General features: G+C 65.3%; 14 protein-coding genes. 5 read left to right on the top strand and 9 right to left on the bottom strand.

Features of this window, described 5'->3' with window-relative positions; translation table 11 throughout:
- Positions 1-59 precede the first annotated feature (59 nt).
- The 6 genes from KK137_RS15005 to KK137_RS14980 form a co-directional block, all read right to left on the bottom strand.
- The gene (locus KK137_RS15005; RefSeq protein ID WP_214537336.1) at positions 60-959 is read right to left on the bottom strand and encodes a CheR family methyltransferase; all 900 of its coding nucleotides are present in this window, start codon (positions 957-959) and stop codon (positions 60-62) included.
- Positions 956-2,047 (bottom strand): chemotaxis-specific protein-glutamate methyltransferase CheB, encoded by a 1,092-nt coding sequence (gene cheB, locus KK137_RS15000; RefSeq protein ID WP_214537335.1) that lies wholly within the window; start codon positions 2,045-2,047, stop codon positions 956-958. Before cheB ends, KK137_RS15005 begins: the two co-directional genes overlap by 4 nt.
- 14 nt (positions 2,048-2,061) lie before the next feature.
- Positions 2,062-2,427: a response regulator gene (locus KK137_RS14995; RefSeq protein WP_214537334.1), complete on the bottom strand. Its 366-nt coding sequence runs from the start codon at positions 2,425-2,427 to the stop codon at positions 2,062-2,064.
- 54 nt (positions 2,428-2,481) lie between these two features.
- Positions 2,482-2,913: a chemotaxis protein CheW gene (locus KK137_RS14990; RefSeq protein ID WP_250893996.1), complete on the bottom strand. Its 432-nt coding sequence runs from the start codon at positions 2,911-2,913 to the stop codon at positions 2,482-2,484.
- A gap of 5 nt (positions 2,914-2,918) precedes the next feature.
- Positions 2,919-5,249, bottom strand: coding sequence for a chemotaxis protein CheA (locus tag KK137_RS14985; protein ID WP_214537332.1), 2,331 nt, complete (start codon positions 5,247-5,249; stop codon positions 2,919-2,921).
- A 115-nt stretch (positions 5,250-5,364) separates the two neighbouring features.
- The gene (locus tag KK137_RS14980) at positions 5,365-7,038 is read right to left on the bottom strand and encodes a thiamine pyrophosphate-requiring protein (protein ID WP_214537331.1); all 1,674 of its coding nucleotides are present in this window, start codon (positions 7,036-7,038) and stop codon (positions 5,365-5,367) included.
- Between the two features lie 52 nt (positions 7,039-7,090).
- Between KK137_RS14980 and KK137_RS14975 the strand changes: the two genes are divergently transcribed.
- The 4 genes from KK137_RS14975 (at position 7,091) to KK137_RS14960 (ending at position 12,415) form a co-directional block, all read left to right on the top strand.
- The gene (locus KK137_RS14975) at positions 7,091-7,981 is read left to right on the top strand and encodes an MBL fold metallo-hydrolase (RefSeq protein ID WP_214537330.1); all 891 of its coding nucleotides are present in this window, start codon (positions 7,091-7,093) and stop codon (positions 7,979-7,981) included.
- Positions 7,982-8,071: 90 nt separating this feature from the next.
- On the top strand, positions 8,072-11,173 hold the full coding sequence (gene putA, locus KK137_RS14970) for a bifunctional proline dehydrogenase/L-glutamate gamma-semialdehyde dehydrogenase PutA (RefSeq protein ID WP_214537329.1): 3,102 nt from the start codon (positions 8,072-8,074) through the stop codon (positions 11,171-11,173).
- A 48-nt stretch (positions 11,174-11,221) separates the two neighbouring features.
- Entirely contained in the window at positions 11,222-11,776 is a 555-nt protein-coding gene (gene dcd / locus KK137_RS14965; protein ID WP_214537328.1) for a dCTP deaminase, read from the top strand.
- A 39-nt stretch (positions 11,777-11,815) separates the two neighbouring features.
- Positions 11,816-12,415 (top strand): nuclear transport factor 2 family protein, encoded by a 600-nt coding sequence (locus KK137_RS14960; RefSeq protein WP_214537327.1) that lies wholly within the window; start codon positions 11,816-11,818, stop codon positions 12,413-12,415.
- A gap of 34 nt (positions 12,416-12,449) precedes the next feature.
- Here the strand turns inward: KK137_RS14960 and KK137_RS14955 are convergent, their stop codons facing one another.
- The 3 genes from KK137_RS14955 to KK137_RS14945 form a co-directional block, all read right to left on the bottom strand.
- Positions 12,450-14,543 carry a TonB-dependent receptor gene (locus tag KK137_RS14955; protein ID WP_214537326.1) on the bottom strand — a complete coding sequence of 698 codons (2,094 nt, stop codon included), beginning with the start codon at positions 14,541-14,543 and terminating at the stop codon, positions 12,450-12,452.
- Between the two features lie 105 nt (positions 14,544-14,648).
- Entirely contained in the window at positions 14,649-15,980 is a 1,332-nt protein-coding gene (locus KK137_RS14950) for a glutamate--tRNA ligase (RefSeq protein WP_214537325.1), read from the bottom strand.
- A 45-nt stretch (positions 15,981-16,025) separates the two neighbouring features.
- Positions 16,026-17,138 carry an NADH:flavin oxidoreductase gene (locus KK137_RS14945; protein ID WP_214537324.1) on the bottom strand — a complete coding sequence of 371 codons (1,113 nt, stop codon included), beginning with the start codon at positions 17,136-17,138 and terminating at the stop codon, positions 16,026-16,028.
- A 205-nt stretch (positions 17,139-17,343) separates the two neighbouring features.
- Here KK137_RS14945 and KK137_RS14940 point away from each other — a divergent pair, with 205 nt between their 5' ends.
- On the top strand, positions 17,344-18,222 hold the full coding sequence (locus tag KK137_RS14940) for an SDR family oxidoreductase (RefSeq protein WP_214537323.1): 879 nt from the start codon (positions 17,344-17,346) through the stop codon (positions 18,220-18,222).
- Positions 18,223-18,234: the final 12 nt, after the last annotated feature.

Genomic DNA, 18,234 nt, shown 5'->3' with positions numbered 1-18,234 from the left:
CCCCGATGATTCCAGTGATTGCGATAGAACGAACCTCTTAAGGTATCGTAACTTGGGATTTACCTTGTTCCCGTGAGGTCGACCCTGCCGAGGGGCTGGCCGATGCCCAGCGCGCCCCTTGCCCCCGAGGTCGGTGCGCCGACAGCCAGGCGGTGGAAACCCGAACCGCTGGTTTCAGGAACAAGAACTTCGGTCTGTCCAACGGTGGTCTCACCGGCCCCGAGCATCAGCAGACCATCGGGCGCGAGCGCCGTCGAAAGGCGTACGAAGGCCCGTTCCCTGGTGGCGCGGTCGAAGTAAAGCAGGACGTTGCGGCATAAGACGAGGTCGAAGCGGCCCGGCTCGGGCGGTGTGTCGAGCAGGTTGTGCGTCTCGAACCGAACCATCTTGCGGAGGTTCTCCTTGGCACGCCACCCGGTGCGCGATTCCTCGAAGAAACTGACCATCTGCGCGACGCCCAGTCCGCGCTGGATCTGGAACTGCGAGAAGTTGCCCTCCCGCGCCGCCTCGACGACCGAGCGCGCGACATCGGTACCGAGGATTTCGATGGTCCAGCCGCGCCACCGCGTCGGCAGTTCTGCGAACAGCATCGCGACCGAGTAGGCTTCTTGCCCTGTCGAGCACCCGACCGACCAGATGGAGAGCCGCTTCGTCGCCTCGCGCCGCTTGGCCAGCAAGGGCAGGACCGAATTGCTGAGCTGGTCAAACATGGCCCGGTCGCGGAAGAAATAAGTCTCGTTGTTGAGCAGCGCTTCGACGACCTTCTGCGCCAGCGCGCCCTGATTGGGCTTACCGAGGCGTTGTGCCAGGTCTTCCAGCGATTCCAACTCGTTCTGGCGCAGGACGCCGGACAAGGCCGTACCGACGCGCCAGAGCCGATCGCTGGTGAGCTTCTGGCCGGTGCGGGCTTCGAGCAATCCGGCGACAATGCCGAGGGCGTTCTGGCTATGATCAGTCATGCAACACCTGCGGCTTCGGAAATTCGATGGGCGATCTGGTCTGGCGGCAGCAAGGCGGAGGCGAGACCCGCGTTTGCCACCGCGCCCGGCATGCCCCAGACCGCGGAGCTGGCGGCGTCCTGGGCGAGAATGGTCCCCCCGGCGGCGACGATCCGCGACGCTCCATCGGCCCCATCGCGACCCATGCCCGACAGGACGACGCCCAGCGCGTGGCTGCCGTAAAGCCGGGCACAGCTGGCAAACATGGGATCGACCGAGGGTCGGCAACCGCTCTCGACCGCTTCGTGTTCGAGGCGGATCGCGAACGGCCCTTCCTTGCTAGCGACCACCGTAAGGTGGGCATCGCCCGGCGCGACGATGATCTGGCCCGGGCGAACGATCAGCCCGTCTTCGGCCACTCGGGCTTCACGGCCCGATGCCGCTCGAAGCTGGCGCACGAACGGCTCCATGAACGAGCCCGGCAGGTGCTGGGTGATGAAAATCGGCACACTCACTTGCGCCGACAGCGCGGAGAGCAATTGCCCGACGGCATGAATGCCGCCAGTCGAGGCGCCGATCGCCAGGGCATGCGGGGTGATCGTACCGCACGGGCGAAGAAGAGGCGGTGGAGCTGGAGGCTCCAACCTGAGGCGCGCGCGCTTGGCTACTCGGCCCAGCAGGCGGATCTTGCGTAGCAGGGTCGCACGGTATTCACCGCCGAACTCGCCCGGCCTCGGCTTGGCCAGGGTGTCCGCGGCGCCCAGCGACAAGGCGGAAAGGGTGTGCTCCGCGCCCCGCACCGCGAGCGAGGACACCACCAGGATGCGAGCCGGAGAGGCGACTTCCAGCAGGCGTGGTATGGCGTCGAGGCCGCCCATTCCGGGCATGTCGAGGTCGAGCAGGATGACGTCGGCGGGCGTCTGATGCAGCACTTCGAGAGCGTCTTCGGCACAGCCCAGCGAGGCTGCCAGCGCAAGGTCGGCTTCCGTTTCGATCAGCCGCGCGAAAACCGCGCGAACCGTCGGGGAGTCGTCGACGACGAGGACCCGGACGGGAGCCGCCGGCAGGCCGCCCCTGTCACGAACCGCGAGCTCAGGCGCGGTGCCCATATTTACCCTCGCCTTCAGGCTGCGCCGATGAGCTGCAGCTTCATCTGCAAGGTTTCATGGTCGAATGGCTTCATCACATATTCGTCCGCACCGGCTTCGATAGCTTCGCGAATATGGGCGACGTCGTTTTCAGTCGTGCAGAACACGACCTTCGGCTCGTTTCCACCGGCCAACCTGCGCAGCGCGGCGATGAACTCGATCCCGTTCATGACCGGCATGTTCCAATCCAGGAGGATAAGATCCGGCATGCTTTCCTCGCACTTGACGAGCGCATCGCGACCGTTCTCGGCCTCGGAAACCTCGAATTCGAAGCTTTCGACGATGTGTCGGGAGACCTTCCGGATTACTCGCGAATCATCGACGATAAGACAGTGTTTCATGTGCCGAGACCCCATTGTTTTTTCGCCGAATAGGCCATGTGTGTAAGGATAACCTTAAGCCGCCACTACAGCGCCGGGTCCGGCGATGAGGGCGGGAATGTCGAGAAGGAGCAAAGCCCCGGCTTCGGTTTCGACCCGGCCGAGCGCTCCGTTGCGCCAGCCTGGTCCCGGGTCCGCGCCAAGCGGGCCCGGTTCGTCCAGCGCCGCGACAATATCGTCCGCGCCGTCGACCAGCAGGGCGTAGAGATGCCCTTCGTGTTCCACGACCACCGCACGGCTTCCTTGCCAGCCTGCCTCGTACTGGCCGAGCCCAAGCGCCGCCGTGCAATCCACGACAGTCAGCGGGCGGCTACGCAAGGCCGACAGGCCGAGGATATGGTCCGCCGCACGCGGCACCGGCGTGACTTCCGCGAGTTCGATGACCGAATTCACTTTCCCCGCCGGCAGGGCCGCCTTGCGGCCAGCCAGAACGACGACGAGCAGCATATCCGTCACGCCGCGAGCTCCTCTCCAACACGCAGCAACGCCGCCATCAGGCCCGCGCGGTCATAGCGATAGATTGTGTCCGAGCCCCCGGCCGAGCCCGGCGCACTCCGCAAGCGAATGGCCTTGCGTGCCACGCCCAGTTCCTCGCGCGCGGTCCCGTCGTCGACGAACACGACATCCGCCGGACCAGTGCCTTCGACGACGCGATAGCCGGCAGCTTCGATGATCGGCCCGAGAAAACTGCGCATCCACGCATCCTCGCCATCGAGACGGCAAGTGAGGGCATGGGTGCCAATCTGCCGCGAAACATGACGGGCGAAAAGGGCGTGGCAATCCACCAGCTCGGCGGGTTCCCGGTCCACCAGCGTGACACCGGCAACCAGGGTCTGGCCCTGGACGTGTTTGAGCTCGCCCGTGAGTGTCGAGATGTCGAGGACTTCGCGAGCCGCGTAGGCGATCCGCTCTCCCCCATCGTTGAGCTTGAGTACGGTGAATCGTTCCGGAAGTTCGGGGGCCTCCGGTACGCCCGCGATCGAAAGGATGTCTTCGCCGAGTACGACTTGCGCGTCGGGCCCTGGGTGACGGATGTTGGACGAAGCGGTCCGCTCGACCTGCTCCACCACGCTCATGGCAATCGCCCGCCGTTCGCCGTCGAGGCCGCGGAAAAGGACTACGCGCAGGCCTTCGCTCTCGATGGCTTCCGACTCCTGGCTCGGCGCCACCGGGCGCTGTAATTCGCGCGGAATGCCCGCGCTGTAACCGATGGCCGCGACGTCGAGCACGAGAACCGGGGTGCCGTCGTCAAGCTGGGTACAGCCGACGAACAAGCCGCTCTCCATGATGGCGGGCGACAGCGGCTTGATGACCAACTCCTGGTGGTCGAAGATCTGGTCGACCGCCAGCGCGTAAAGGTCGCCCCATCCGAGGCGAAGAATAACGAACAGCTCTTCCTCGCCTGCCGGGCGCTCAAGTGCGAGCGCATCTCCCAGTGAGACACAGGCAAGTCGGCGATTGCGGAAGGTCATGTAGCGGCGCTCGCCAACTTGGGCGAACTCCAGCTGCCCCCCGGCCGTGCTGACGATTTCCTCGACGTAAGAGCGCGGGATGGCGAACTTCTGCCCGCCCGCCTCGATCGTCAGGCTGGGAAGGATGCTGAGCGTCAGCGGAACCCCGATCAGGAAGCGCGTGCCTTCGCCGGCGGTGGTTTCGATTTCGAGCGTACCGCCAAACTTCTCGAGGTTGGCCCGCACCACGTCCATGCCGACTCCGCGGCCGGAGATCGAGGTTACCGCGTCAGCGGTGGTCAGGCCCGGCTCGTAGATCAGCTCGATTCGTTCGGCGCGGCTCAGCGCAGCGACTTCTTGTTCGGTCCGCAGACCGGCAGCGACTGCTTTGGCGGCGAGCCTGTCACAGTCGATGCCGCGACCGTCGTCCTGGATGCCAATCCAGATCGTGTTGCCGGTCTGGCGGGCCGTGATGGTCAACATGCCCGCTTCGCGCTTGCCCGCGGCGCGGCGCTCGGCCGGCACTTCGATGCCGTGGTCGACAGCGTTGCGGATGATGTGCAGCAGCGGATCGCGGATCAGTTCGATCATCTCGCGATCCAGTTCCACCTCGCCGTTCTCCAGCTCGATGAAGACCTGCTTGCCAAGCTCCGCGGAAAGGTCGCGGACGAGCCGCGGGAAAGTCGAGAACAGGCCTTCGATGCGGCGCATGCGCGTGCGGGTGATCGCGTCGCGGACTTCGGCGATCAGGCTGGAGAGCCGCGCGAAGGTCGTTTCGAGACCGGTATCGGTCCCCATATGCTGCATTCGCCGCGCCAGGTCGTTGCGCGCGAGGACCATTTCGGAAACGCCGCTCATCACCTGATCGATCAGGTCAACCGGGAGGCGGATAGTGCGTTGCTCGGCAGCAGTTGTGGCCGTGGGCTGCTGACCGGAAACCGGGGCGAGATGCACCTCGGCGTCGGGCGCGCCCTTCAGCGCCGCAATCAGATTGTCGTCGGCCGCGTCGGAGATGGCTTCGCCGCGCTCGATCTCTTCGATCATCACGCCGATGCGGTCGATCACCGCAAGTACAGCGTCGACCAACTGGCGATCGGCATTTCGGCGGCCATTGCGCACGTCGGACAAAGCGTCTTCCGCCGCGTGGCTCAGCGCCTCGAGCTGCGGGAAATCGAAGAACCCGCAGTTGCCCTTCACAGTGTGAACGAAGCGGAAGATGGTATCGAGGCGCGCGCGATCGGCGGGATCGGCCTCCCAGGCGACAATCTCGCCCGACAACGCAGCCAGCATTTCACGCGTCTCGGCGACGAATTCCGCCAGCAGATCGTCCATAACCCCACCCCTTGCGGGTACCCCTTTTCCTTCGGAGGTACCCCACCCCGTCAGGTGTCAGAGATATGAACGCAATGTGGTTAAGAGGCTCTTACCGATACTCGGACGCCCGCCCCTAGCCGCGCGAGATTTCGGTCTCCTGCTCGGTAATAAACTCCACCAGCGCGGGCTGCCCGGCCTCGGTCGCAGCAATGGCGCGGCGCAGTGCGGGGACGATTTCCGACGCCTGCGTGACTCGCTCTCCATGGCAACCAAGCGAGCGGGCGAAGGCCGCGTAGTCGCCCGAGATATCGGTCGCGCGGTACTTGTCGGTCGCCACTGGCATGATCGGCAGTTCGATCGCCATCGCGTAGTTGTTCAGCAGGATCGAGAGAATCGGAATGCGGTCGCGCGCGGCGGTCTCCAGGTCGGTGCCGGTGAACCCGATCGCCGCGTCGCCCCAGACGTTGATGCACAGCTTGTCGGGATGGACCAGCTTTGCTCCCATCGCCAATCCGAGGCCGTAACCGAGCTGAGTGGACTTGCCCCAGCCTATATAGCTGTGCGGCGTGGTCGACTTCCAGAACGGCACCAGCTGGTCGCGCGGTGAACCGGCATCGTGGGTGATGATGGTGTTCGCGACATCGACCGTTTGCTGCAGGTCCCACAGCACGCGGTATGGCGATAGGGGCGAAGTGCCCTGCTCGCACTTCGCCCGCCACTTGGCGAACCAGGCTGCTTCGGCTTCCTTGATCTTCGCCGCCACCGCAGAGCCGTCGCGAGGGAGCGGCACCCGGCGCTTTACCGCCTCGATCAGCGCGGCCAACGTCAGCTTGGCGTCGCCCACCAGCGCCACCTCGCTTGGCACCGACTTGTCGATATCGAGCGGATCGAGTGTCGAGTGGATCACCCGCTTGCCTTCGGGAATTGTCAGTCCGAACGACGTCGCGGTAAAGCTGCAGCCGATGCCGAACAACAGGTCGCTCTCGTCGAGCCACTTCCTCACGCAACCGTTGATGCCATTGCCGCCCGAGCCGAGCGCGAGCGGGTGCGTTTCGTCGAACGCGCTCTTGCCCGGCAGGCTCGTCATCACCGGAATGGCCAGATGCTCAGCCAGTTCGCGAAGTTCGGCATAGGCTTCCGACCAGTGTACGCCCTGCCCGGCATAGATCGCCGGGTTGGCCGCACTCACCAGAAGGTCGGCCGCCGCTTCGATATCGGCCTGACCCGGCTGGGACAGCGCGACCTTGCCCGGCGCGTAGTCGAAGGCACCCTCGTAAGGCTTGTCGAGCACGTCGTAGGGCAGCTCGATCACCACCGGCTGTGGGCGGCCGTTACGCAGCATCGAGAAGGCCCGCCGCAGCACCGGCACGACCTGGTCACCGCTCGTCAGCGGCTCGACGTGCTTGGCGTACGTTGCCATCGATCGAGTCGAGTTGAAGTTGTAGGGTACGTACATCTGGCTCAGCGAATAGCCCTGCGGCATGACCAGCACCGGCACGCTGTCGGCGAAGGCCTGGGCAACACCGCCCATGGCGTTTTCCGCTCCGGGGCCCTGCTGCATCACGAAAACACCCATGCGCTCGCCCTTGGACATGCGGCTGACCGCGTCCGCCATATGCAGGCCGGTGCGCTCCTGCCGCACGATCACCGTGCGGATGTCGATCCGCGCCGCCGCTTCGAGGATCTGATTGCGTGGATAGCCGAAGACGATGTCGACACCTTCGCGCTTGAGCACCGCCGCGATCGCATCGGCGACCGTGCCGTTGGCGTGGACTTGCTGATCGGCGATGCCGTTGCCCTGTCTCATCTTATCTCCCAAAAGATCGCGAAACGGCTAGAACAGGCCGAGGGAGAGAGCAATGAAGCCGATCGAGCTTGGGCGCATGCGCGTCCACAAAGTGCACGAGATGGATAGCCCCGTACCGCTGTTGAGCCAGCTTCCCGGCACGACCGCCGACGACATGAAGCGCTTGCTGGGGTGGTACGATCAGCCCGACGAAATCACTACCGATCCCGAGACCAGCTTCATGACCTTTTCGGTCCATAGCTGGGTTATCGAGCTCGACGGGTTGCGCATCCTGGTCGACTCCTGCTGCGGCAATCACAAGGACCGCGCCCTGCCCGAAGTCCATCAGCTTAACACCGACTACCTCGGCAACCTGCGACGTGCCGGCTTCGCGCCCGAGGACATCGACATGGTCATGTGCACACACCTGCACTTCGATCACGTCGGCTGGAATACCCGGCTCGACAACGGCAAGTGGGTGCCGACCTTTCCGAAGGCCCGCTACGTTTTCGGCAAGCGCGACTTCGAATACTTCAAGAGCAACCCCGAAGGCGAGGAATTGCACAACGCGGCCTTCCTCGATTCGATCGTGCCGGTGATGGAAGCGGGCCAGGGCGACCTGGTCGACGAGGACACGATCACCCACCGCGAGATCGGTGACGGTGTGTGGCTCGAACCGGCATTCGGCCACTCGCCCGGCTGCTGCATCATCAACGCCCAGGCCGACGGCGCGCCGGGAGCATTCTGGGGCGACGTGATCCACCATCCGGTGCAACTGATCCGCCACGACCTGCCCTTCGCCTTCGACGCCGACGGCACCACGGCCTGCAAAGTGCGCAAGGCGACGATGGAGCGGCTCGCCGACACCGACACGCTGTGTTTCCCGGCCCACTTCCGGCGCACCTCCGCCGGCTATGTGAAGCGCGATGGCGATGCATTCCGATATGAGTGGGTTGCGGGCTAGTCCGCGCCACGCTGCTACTCCCGAGGCTTGACGAAGCTCGGGAATTGCCCTCGCTTGCTTACAACTGAAACCGGGTGCAGGGCGCAGGACATGGCAATCGATCGTTCCGCGCTCCGCTCCGCCTACCGCCAGGAAGAAGGCGCCTGCCTCGAAGAAAGGCTGCGCCAGGCTGCCCCCGCCTCTACCGTCCATCCGGAGGCCGCCAGGCTCGCGGCGCGGCTGATCGAAGGCGCCCGCGCCCGTAAGCCGGGCGGGCTCGATGCCTTTCTTGCGACTTACGGCCTCGGCACTGACGAAGGCATCGCGCTGATGTGCTTGGCCGAGGCGCTGTTGCGGGTCCCGGATGCCGGGACCGCTGACGCCCTGATCCATGACAAGCTTTCGGGCATCGACTGGGGCGAACGCCTCGGCGACTCGAACTCGACTTTCGTCAACGCCGCGACCTTCTCGTTGATGCTCACCGGAGAGGTCCTGCGCGGCAGCTCGCGGCAGGACGAAGGGTTCGCGAACGCCCTGCGCCGCGCGGTGGGCCGGCTGGGAGAGCCTGTAATCCGCCAGGCCACGTTGCAGGCCATGCGCATCCTCGGCGGCCAGTTCGTGTTCGGCCGCACCATCGACGAGGCGCTCAAGCGAGCCGCGAGTTCGCCCCGCCCCGGCGAGACGCACTCCTTTGACATGCTCGGTGAAGCGGCAATGACCCTGGCCGATGCGGAACGCTACCGGAAGAGCTACGCGGCCGCGATCGAGCGCCTCGCGCGCGAGGCATCGGGCAACATGCGTTCGAGCCCGGGCATTTCGGTCAAGCTCTCGGCGCTCTATCCAAAGTACGACTTCCTTCACGCCGATGCGGCCAAGGCGGCGCTGCTGCCGATCGTGCGGGACCTCGCCCTGGCGGCGAGCCGGGCGAACATCCATTTCACCATCGACGCTGAGGAAGCCGAGCGGCTGGAACTGTCGCTCGACTTGATCGAAGCCCTGGTCGCGGACGGCTCTCTGTTCGCCAACGGCTGGGAAGGCTTCGGTCTCGCGCTCCAGGCCTACCAGAAGCGCGCCGTGCCGCTGTGCGACTGGGTCGCGGCGCTGGCTCGGCGACACAACCGGCGGCTGATGGTACGGCTGGTGAAAGGCGCCTATTGGGATAGCGAGATCAAGCTGAGCCAAGTCGGTGGCCATGCCGACTACCCGGTGTTCACGCGCAAGCTCGCGACCGACGTCTCCTACCTCGCCTGCGCCGCCAAGCTGCTGGCCGCCGAGGACGTGATCTATCCGGCCTTCGCCACCCACAACGCGTACACGGTCGGCGCGATCAAGGTGTTAGCTGCGGGGCGGCAGCTTGAGTTCCAACGCCTCCACGGCATGGGCGAGCAGGTCTACGAGGAGTTGGCCGAAACCGAGGGCGACAGCCCCACCCGCGTGCGCGTCTACGCCCCGGTCGGTGGCCACAAGGACCTGCTGGCCTATCTCGTCCGTCGCCTGTTGGAGAACGGAGCCAACTCCTCATTCGTCAACCGGCTGGCCGATGCCGACGTGCCTATCGCCGAACTGGTCGCTGACCCGGTGAAAGAGCTCGCAGCGCTCAAGCAGCGGCGCAATCCGGGCATTCCGCTCCCCGTCTCGATCTATCCGAACCGCCGCAACAGCGCGGGCATCGACTTGGCCGATCCGCTGGTGCGCGAGCCTTTTCTGGCAGCACTACGGAAGCTGGAGACCCGCGATTGGGCAGCGGTACCCACAGCCTTGGCGAACACGTCGGCCGGTTCGCAAGGTGAGGTCCGCTCTCCACAGAAAGGCACCCTGATTGGCCAGTCACTCGAGGCCACACCCGGCGACGTGAACCTGATGCTCGCTCGAGCCGAGGCTGCTCAGGCCGCATGGGACAACCTCGGAGGCGAAGAGCGCGCCGCCCGCCTCATCCGCGCTTCAGAGCGCTTCGAAGCGCATTCTGCCGAGATCATCAGTCTCTGTCAGCGCGAAGCGGGCAAGAGCTTGACCGACAGCGTGCTGGAATTGCGCGAAGCGGTCGATTTCCTGCGCTACTACGCCTGCGAAGCCCGCATGCTGTTCAGCGCGCCACAACCGCTTCCGGGACCAACCGGAGAGCAGAACCTGCTCCGCTTGCACGGCCGCGGCGTATTCGCGACGATCAGTCCCTGGAACTTCCCGCTGGCGATCTTCATCGGCCAATGCGCCGGTGCGCTGGCGGCAGGCAACGCGGTGATTGCCAAGCCCGCCGAGCAGACCCCTCTCATCGCCGCCTTTGCGGTAAAGCTCTGCCACGAAGCTGGAATTCCAGACGATGTACTCCAACTCGCACCGGGTGACGGTCGCGTTGGCGCCGCCCTGACATCGGACCCGCGCATCGCGGGAGTCGCCTTCACCGGTTCGACCGAAACTGCGCGCATCATTAACCGCACCCTTGCCGCGCGCGATGCGCCGATCGCCACACTGATCGCCGAGACCGGCGGCCAGAATGCGCTGATAGTCGACAGCTCCGCGCTGCCCGAGCAAGTCACCCGTGACGTGATGAGTTCGGCTTTCCAGAGCGCCGGCCAGCGCTGCTCGGCACTGCGCGTCCTCTACATCCAGGACGACGTGGCCGACAGCATGATCGAGATGGTCCGCGGGGCGTTCGAGACGCTGGTGATCGGCGATCCGGCGGACCTCGCCACCGATGTAGGCCCGGTCATCGATGCCGAGGCGAAGGCGTCGCTTGACGAGCACGTGGGCGCGATGCGCGCCTCGGGCCGCAAGGTCTGGCAGCGCGAGCTTCCGCCTGAGTGCGCGGGCGGAACTTTCGTCGCCCCTGCGATCATCGAGGTATCCTCGATCGCTGACCTGCAGAAGGAGAACTTCGGCCCCATCCTCCACGTCGCGCGTTTCCAAGCAGGCGAGCTGGAGCAGGTCATCGAGGCCATCAACGCCACCGGTTATGGCCTCACGCTGGGTCTCCACAGCCGCATCGACGCCACGCGCCGTTTGGTCGAAAGCCGCGCGCGAGCGGGCAACTTCTACGTCAACCGCAACCAGATCGGCGCCGTCGTCGGCAGCCAGCCGTTCGGAGGTGAGGGGCTATCGGGCACCGGACCCAAGGCAGGTGGCCCGAACTACGTCGTCCGCTTCGCCACCGAGCGAGTCACGACCATTGACACCACCGCTGCGGGCGGCAACGCGAGCCTGCTTGCCGGGGGATAAATCCTCGGCGAGCTTGCCCCCGCCCGCCCACTCCGGAATCCCTGCCTCATGACGATTCTCAGCGACCGCTGGATCCGCGACGAAGCGCGCCGATCCGGCATGATCGAACCCTTTGTCGAACACCAGAAGCGCGATGGCTGCATCAGCTACGGCCTGTCGTCCTATGGTTACGACGCGCGCGTGGCCGACGAGTTCAAGATCTTCACCAACGTCGATTCAGCGGTGGTCGACCCGAAGGACTTCGCCGCGAACAGCTTCGTCGACCGCAAGACCGACGTCTGCGTGATCCCGCCTAACAGCTTCGTGCTCGCGCGCACGGTCGAGTACTTCCGCATCCCGCGCGACGTGTTGGTGATCTGCCTCGGCAAGTCGACTTATGCCCGCTGCGGAATCATCGTGAACGTCACGCCGCTGGAGCCAGAGTGGGAAGGCCATGTAACGCTGGAGTTCTCAAACACCACGCCGCTGCCCGCGAAAATCTACGCCAACGAAGGCGCCTGCCAGTTTCTGTTCCTCAAAGGGAACGAGCCTTGCCAGACCAGTTATGCCGACCGTTCGGGCAAGTACATGGGCCAGCGCGGAGTGACGCTGCCGAAACTGTAAGTTCCCTGTCCAGCCGAAGATGGGGATGAGAGGATTGCGATGACCGACCCGATCGCCGCGCTGACCGCGCGGATGGAAGCCCTGGAGAAGCGCGCGCAGGCGGCCGAGGACTACCGCGACCTCGTCAACCTCCAGGGAGCCTACGGCTACTTCGTCGACAAGGGCCTGTGGGACAAGGCGGCCGAACTGTTCGCTCGCGAGGGCACGCTCGAGATCGCCGGACGGGGCGTCTATGTCGGGCGCGAGCGGGTGCGCGAGTATCTCCATCGCTTGCCGCCCTATGGCTACGGCGTGATCTACAACCATATGCAGCTGCAGCCGGTATTGCACATCGACAGCGAGAAGGGGACGGCCAAGGGCCGTTGGCGCACGCTGATGATGGTCGGCGCCCTGGGCAAGGAAGGCCGCTGGGGGGAGGCGACTTACGAGAACCGCTACATCCGCGAGGATGGGAAGTGGCGCATCGCCAGCCTCCACGGAATCGTCAATTTCTACACCGAGTACGACGAAGGCTGGCACCGCGGGGGCGTGCCGCTGTTGCGGTCGGTCGATGGCGCCCAGCCGGACCGACCGCAGAGCTTCGAGTACGAAGCCTACCCCGAGCCGGTGATCGCTCCATTCCACTACGACGAAGTGTAAGTCCTCCCCGAGAGAAGCTCGGAGAGGATAGGGCTCAGAAGCTTGTCTTGACGCTCACCTTCACATTGCGACCCGCGAGCGGGACGAAGTCCTTGGTGAAGCTTGCGTGCCGGCGTCCTTCGACGTCGAACAGGTTGTTTGCCTGAAGCATGACTGTAACGTTCTTGCCTCCGCGCAACGGCTTCCATGCGACCGACATGTTGACCTGGGCAAATCCCTCGGTTGGCGTTTCCAGCGGCGCGACCCGGTCCTGCCCGTCGAACCATTGGACTTCGGCCCGCAGGTCCACCGGATCGGACTGCAGTTCCAAAGCGCCCAGTGCGCTGAGCGGGGGAATGCGCGGGACCGGCGTGCCGTCAGCCAGGATAGCCCGGACATAATCTCCCTGGACGTCGCCCACGGCCTTGAAGGGCCCCACGTCGAATAGCGGGACACTGGCCTCCGCTTCGACGCCGAAGTGCTTCGCGCCCTGCTGCATCTGGGCGTAGACCGGCAGCTCGTCGATCACGTCGCCGGTGGCCTGAAGGTAGACGAAGTCGTCGAACCACGACTGGTAGACGCTCAGCCCCAAGTCAGCCCCGCCGACCACGGCTCGGGCATAGGCTTCGAGGCCCCAGGCGGTCTCCATCTTGAGGTCGGGATCGCCGATCTCGAACTGCTGGGTGGCAATGTGCGGACCGTTGGCAAAGAGCTCTTCGGCCGAAGGCGCTCTAGCGGCGCGTGAGCCGTTGAGGCCGATGCGAACGTCCGGGGCAACGTTCCACGCCAAACCCAGGGCGCCGGAAAAGCCGTTGAAACTACGGTCGAGGCCCAAGGTTTCGGTCTTGATCCCAGTGTGCTCGAAACGTCCTCCGAACTCCACCTCGAACGGATCAAGGTCGACCTCCTGCAAGGTGAAAGCGGCAAAGCTCTCGGTCGTGTTGGGCGGCACAAAGGCTTCCTCACCGACGGCCGAGAAGTCGCGGAACATGTACTGCCCGCCAAAGGAGCCGCGCCATCCGTCCTGCTCGCGCTGGATCAATTCGACCCGACCTTCGACGCCCTTTACCGCAAAAGTGGTGCCGGTTTCGTCGCCCTCAAGTTCGACGTGGGTGTAGTCGGAATAGCCCCAGCGGGTTTTAAGCTGTTCGAAGAACCCGCCGCCAAGATCCACCGATCCCCGAAGGTCCGCTCGCCATTGCTCGAGATCGATCGAGACCGCACCCTCCTCGTCGGCGTGGGCGCCGGGACGGATCGGAACGCCGTACTGAGTATCGTAATAGCCGACCGAAACACCAAGGCTGGCGCCATCACCGATCCAGGCGAGACCCGATCCGAGCGAGAGCGTCTCCGTCGCGCTCGAAGGCAGGACGCCGCGCTGGTTGGCCTGCGCGATCAACGCGTCGGCATGGTCGGGATCGGCGGCAGCTTCTTCCAGCAATTCCTGGCGCAGAGAATCGGACAGCGCGTACCCGGCGATTTCCACGTCATCGGTCTTCCGCCACGATCCATCGACGTGGAACACCAGCTCGCTCGACAACGGAACGTCCGCCGAAGCTCCGCCCTCGCGCAAATCGTAGGCCGTGTCGGCGCCGACCAGGGCATCGACGTGGATGGATTCGTTCGGCACCTTCTGCGGGATGCGCTTGTCGATCACGTTGACCGCGCCGCCGATGGCCGAGCTGCCGTAGAGCAGCACCGCGGGTCCGCGAAGCACTTCGACTTTGTCGGCCGTCAGCGGATCGATGGTCACGGCGTGGTCGGCCGAAGTGTTCGAAGCGTCGATCGAACCAATGCCATCAAGCAGCACGCGCACGCGGTCTCCTTGGAAGCCACGCAGGACCGGGCGCGAGGCACCCGGTGAGAAGCTGGTGGCGGAGACGCCAGGGATTTCGGTTAGAACTTCGCCGATCTGTCCGCTGAGGTTCCGCTGCAGATCCACGCCGTCCATCACCGAAGTCCCGGCGAGCATGTCGAGCCGGTTGAGGCCGCCCGCGGTGACGACGATCACGTCTTCGTGGAAATCGTCCGCGCTGCTGGTGGCCGCAGGTGCGTCCGAAGAAGGGGCGGTAGTTGCGTCCTGGGCCAGGACGGGAGCTGAGAGCGCGAGCGAGGTCCCGGCGAAAAGCGCGAAGCGAAAGACATTCATGTGAGAGCGGCCCTGTTCAATGGTATGTGATACTATCACATAAACCGCTAATGATGGGGCTTCGTCCGAGCAAGCGCTTTTTCGATGAATTGCGCCGCTTGAGCGTCAGGCGGTGGCGGCGCGGGCGAGCCGGGCGCGAACCTCGCCCTCACCAATCAGCGGCAGCAAGGTGTGCATGTCGGGGCCGTGATCGCGCCCCGTCAGGGCCTGGCGGAGCGGCAGGAACAACGCCTTGCCCTTTCGCCCGGTAGCTTCCTTGAGCGCGCCGGTCAGGCTGCCCCAGGGATCGGCGCCCCAGGAAAGAAGCTGCGCGGCCTCGCCGACAAAGGCCCGGGTTTCAGCATCGAACTCGGGCGCATCTATCGGGCCCGTTATCACGCTCCACCAGTCCGAAGCATCTTCGACTCGTTCGAGGTTGGGGCGGATGGCTTCCCAGGCTTCAGCGCCCATGCCTTCGGGCAAGCGTGGGGCCACATGGTCGTAGGGAAACTGGTGAACGATGGCGGTGTTGAGCCGCGCCAGTTCGGCCTCGTCGAACCGGGCTGGGGCGCGGCCGAAGTGGGCGAGGTCGAAGCTATCCACCAGCGCCGCCCGGTCGGCGATCGGCTCCACCGGCTGCGAGGTGCCGATGCGGGAAAGCAGGGCGACGATCGCCTCCGGCTCGATGCCGGTCTCGCGGAAGGCGTCGCAGCCGAGCGAGCCCAGGCGCTTCGACAGCTTGCCCTCGCTGCCGACAAGCAACGCCTCGTGCGCAAAGCGGGGAGGCTGGGCTCCCAAGGCGGTGAACATCTGGATCTGCACCGCCGTGTTGGACACGTGGTCCTCCCCGCGCAGGACGTCGGTTACGCCCATCTCGATGTCGTCGACCGCGCTCGGCATCATGTACAGCCACGAGCCATCGGCTCGCCGCACGACCGGGTCCGACAGCTGCGCCGCCTCGAAGTGCTGGGCCCCTCGAATGCCGTCGAGCCATTCGATCGGCGCGTCGTGGTCGAGCTTGAAGCGCCAGTGTGGAGCCACGCCCTCGGCCTCCTTGGCGGCCCGTTCCGCGTCGGTCAGCTCGAGCGCGGCGCGGTCGTAGATCGGCGGGAGCCCTCGGCCCAGGGCCACCTTCCGTTTAAGATCCAGTTCCTGCGCCGTCTCGTATGCGGGATAGACCCGCCCCGCCGCCTTGAGCGTCTCGAACGCCGCTTCGTAGTGGGCCAGGCGGGCCGACTGCCGCTCCTCGCCATCGGGATCCAGCCCTAGCCAGGCAAGGTCCGCCCGGATCGCGTCGACGAAGCGCTCCTCGCTCCGGGCGGCATCGGTATCATCGATCCGCAACAGGAACCGTCCGCCTGCCTTCCGCGCCAGCGTCCAGTTATGCAGCGCCGTGCGCAAGTTGCCGACGTGGAGCCGGCCGGTCGGCGAAGGGGCGAAACGGGTGGTTGCAACCATGTTTCGCCCCATAAGCGATTTCCCAGCGGGGGGAAGCTTTCGCGCTTACGCCAGCACCGACAGCGTGCCCGGGTCGAAGTCCCGAATGTCGTCGTGGCGAGCCTCGCGCACCTTTTCCACCCAGTGCGGATCGGACAGCAGCGCGCGGCCGACGGCGATGAGGTCGAACTCGCCCCGCTCCATCCGCGTGACCAGGCCCTCAAGCCCGGAGGACTCGGCGTTGCCGCCCTGGAAGGTCGAGATGAAGTCGGAATTGAGGCCCACCGAACCCACGCTGATGGTGGGAACGCCGGTGATCTTCTTGGCCCAGCCGGCGAAGTTCAGGCCCTGTTCGCCGTCGATCTCGGGGAACTCGGGCTCCCAGAAGCGGCGCTGCGAGCAGTGGAGGATATCGACCCCGGCAGCCACCAGCGGGCCCAGCCATTGCTCCATGGCTTCCGGCGTTTCCGCCAGCCGGGCGCCATAATCCTGCTGCTTCCACTGGCTGACGCGCAGGAGGATCGGGTAGTCCGGCCCGACCGCCTCGCGCATGGCGGCCACGATCTCCGCAGCGAAGCGCGACCGCTCGGCAATCGTCGCGCCGCCGTAGCGGTCTTCCCGCAGATTGGTGCCCGACCAGAAGAACTGGTCGATCAAGTATCCGTGCGCCCCGTGAATCTCGAACGTGTCAAAACCGAGCGCCTTGGCATCGGCTGCGGCGCGAGCGAAGGCCGCCACGGTGTCGGCGATCGCCTCTTCGGTCATCGGCTCTCCAGCGGGCTTGCCCGGCGCGTCGAGACCCGAGGGTGTATCGAGCGGCCCGCGCTCGAACGTGGCGTCGGACGAAGGCACGCCGCCGGTGTGCCAGATCTGCGGGCCCATCTTGCCGCCGGCTTCATGCACGCCTTCGATCACGCCGCGCCAGCCGCCAAGCGGAGCTTCGCCGTGGAAGAACGGGATCGCCGCCATATTGCGCGAGGCAGGCCGCGCGATGACCGTACCTTCGGACAGGATAAGTCCCACGCCGCCTTCGGCGCGGCGGCGGTAGTAGTCGGCATTGGGCCGCGCCGGCACGCCCTCGGGCGCCATGTTGCGGGTCATCGGAGCCATGACGATGCGGTTGGGCAAGGTCAGCTTGGGCGAATTGAAAGGCTGAAAGAGGACGGAGGTGTCGGTCACGCAGGATGCTCCGGAAATGATCTGCCCTCATCTGGGGACAACGGCGCGTGCGTCAACCCGCCTTTCAGGGGGCAAAGAAAAGCAGAGCCCGGCAGTGGCCGAGATCGGTGGGGCGAACGCCCGCCGTCAGGCCGCGAACGGCGCACCGGAACGGAGCATGGGGCCAACTCATTGATCATTCGGAGGCAAGCGCAGGATCAGACTCATGACCGACGAAACCCAGACCGTTGAGAAAGCCCATGTCGAAGCCATTCCGGAGGAGCCGAACCTTCCCGGCCATGAAACGCAGCTCGATCCCAAGCCCGACTGGGAACCGCGCTATCCGGGCTCCGGTCGGCTAGAGGGTAAAGTCGCTATCGTAACCGGCGGGGACAGCGGCATCGGGCGGGCGACGGCGGTACTCTTCGCGCGCGAAGGGGCGAAAGTTGCCATCGCCTATCTTGAAGAGGACGATGATGCCCGGATCACTGCCGACGCAATCGAACAGGAAGGCAGCGAGGCCTTGCTCTTCGCGGGTGATCTCGGCGATCCCGAGACGGCCGGGCAGCTCGTCGCCAAGGTTATTGCCAAGTGGGGCCGCCTCGATGTGCTGGTCAACAATGCCGGCGAGCAGCATCCTGACGAGGACATCCGCGACATAACCCCGGAGCAACTGCAGCGCACGTTCCAGACGAATATCTACTCGATGTTCTACCTGACGCAGGCCGCGCGCTCGCACCTGAAGAAGGGCGCAACGATCGTGAATTGCACGAGCGTCACCATGTACCAGGGCAGCAAGGAACTGCTCGACTATTCCGCCACCAAGGGAGCCATCACCGCCTTCACCCGCTCACTCAGCGAGAATCTCATCGGCGACGGAATCCGGGTGAATGCCGTCGCTCCCGGCCCGATCTGGACGCCGCTCAACCCCTGCGGTGGCGCCAGCCCCGAGAAGCTCGAGCATTTCGGAGAGAGCACCCCCATGGGACGCCCGGGACAGCCAAACGAGGTGGCTCCGGCCTTCCTGTTCCTCGCTTGCGAGGACTCCTCCTACATGTCGGGCCAGGTACTTCACCCGAACGGCGGGACGATCGTCAACGGGTAGCCCGGCAACCTT

Source organism: Croceibacterium selenioxidans, from assembly GCF_018599195.1.
GTDB lineage: Bacteria > Pseudomonadota > Alphaproteobacteria > Sphingomonadales > Sphingomonadaceae > Croceibacterium_A > Croceibacterium_A selenioxidans.
The sequence above is the reverse complement of the archived record's forward strand: the minus strand, read 5'-3'. Positions and strand labels throughout refer to the sequence as shown.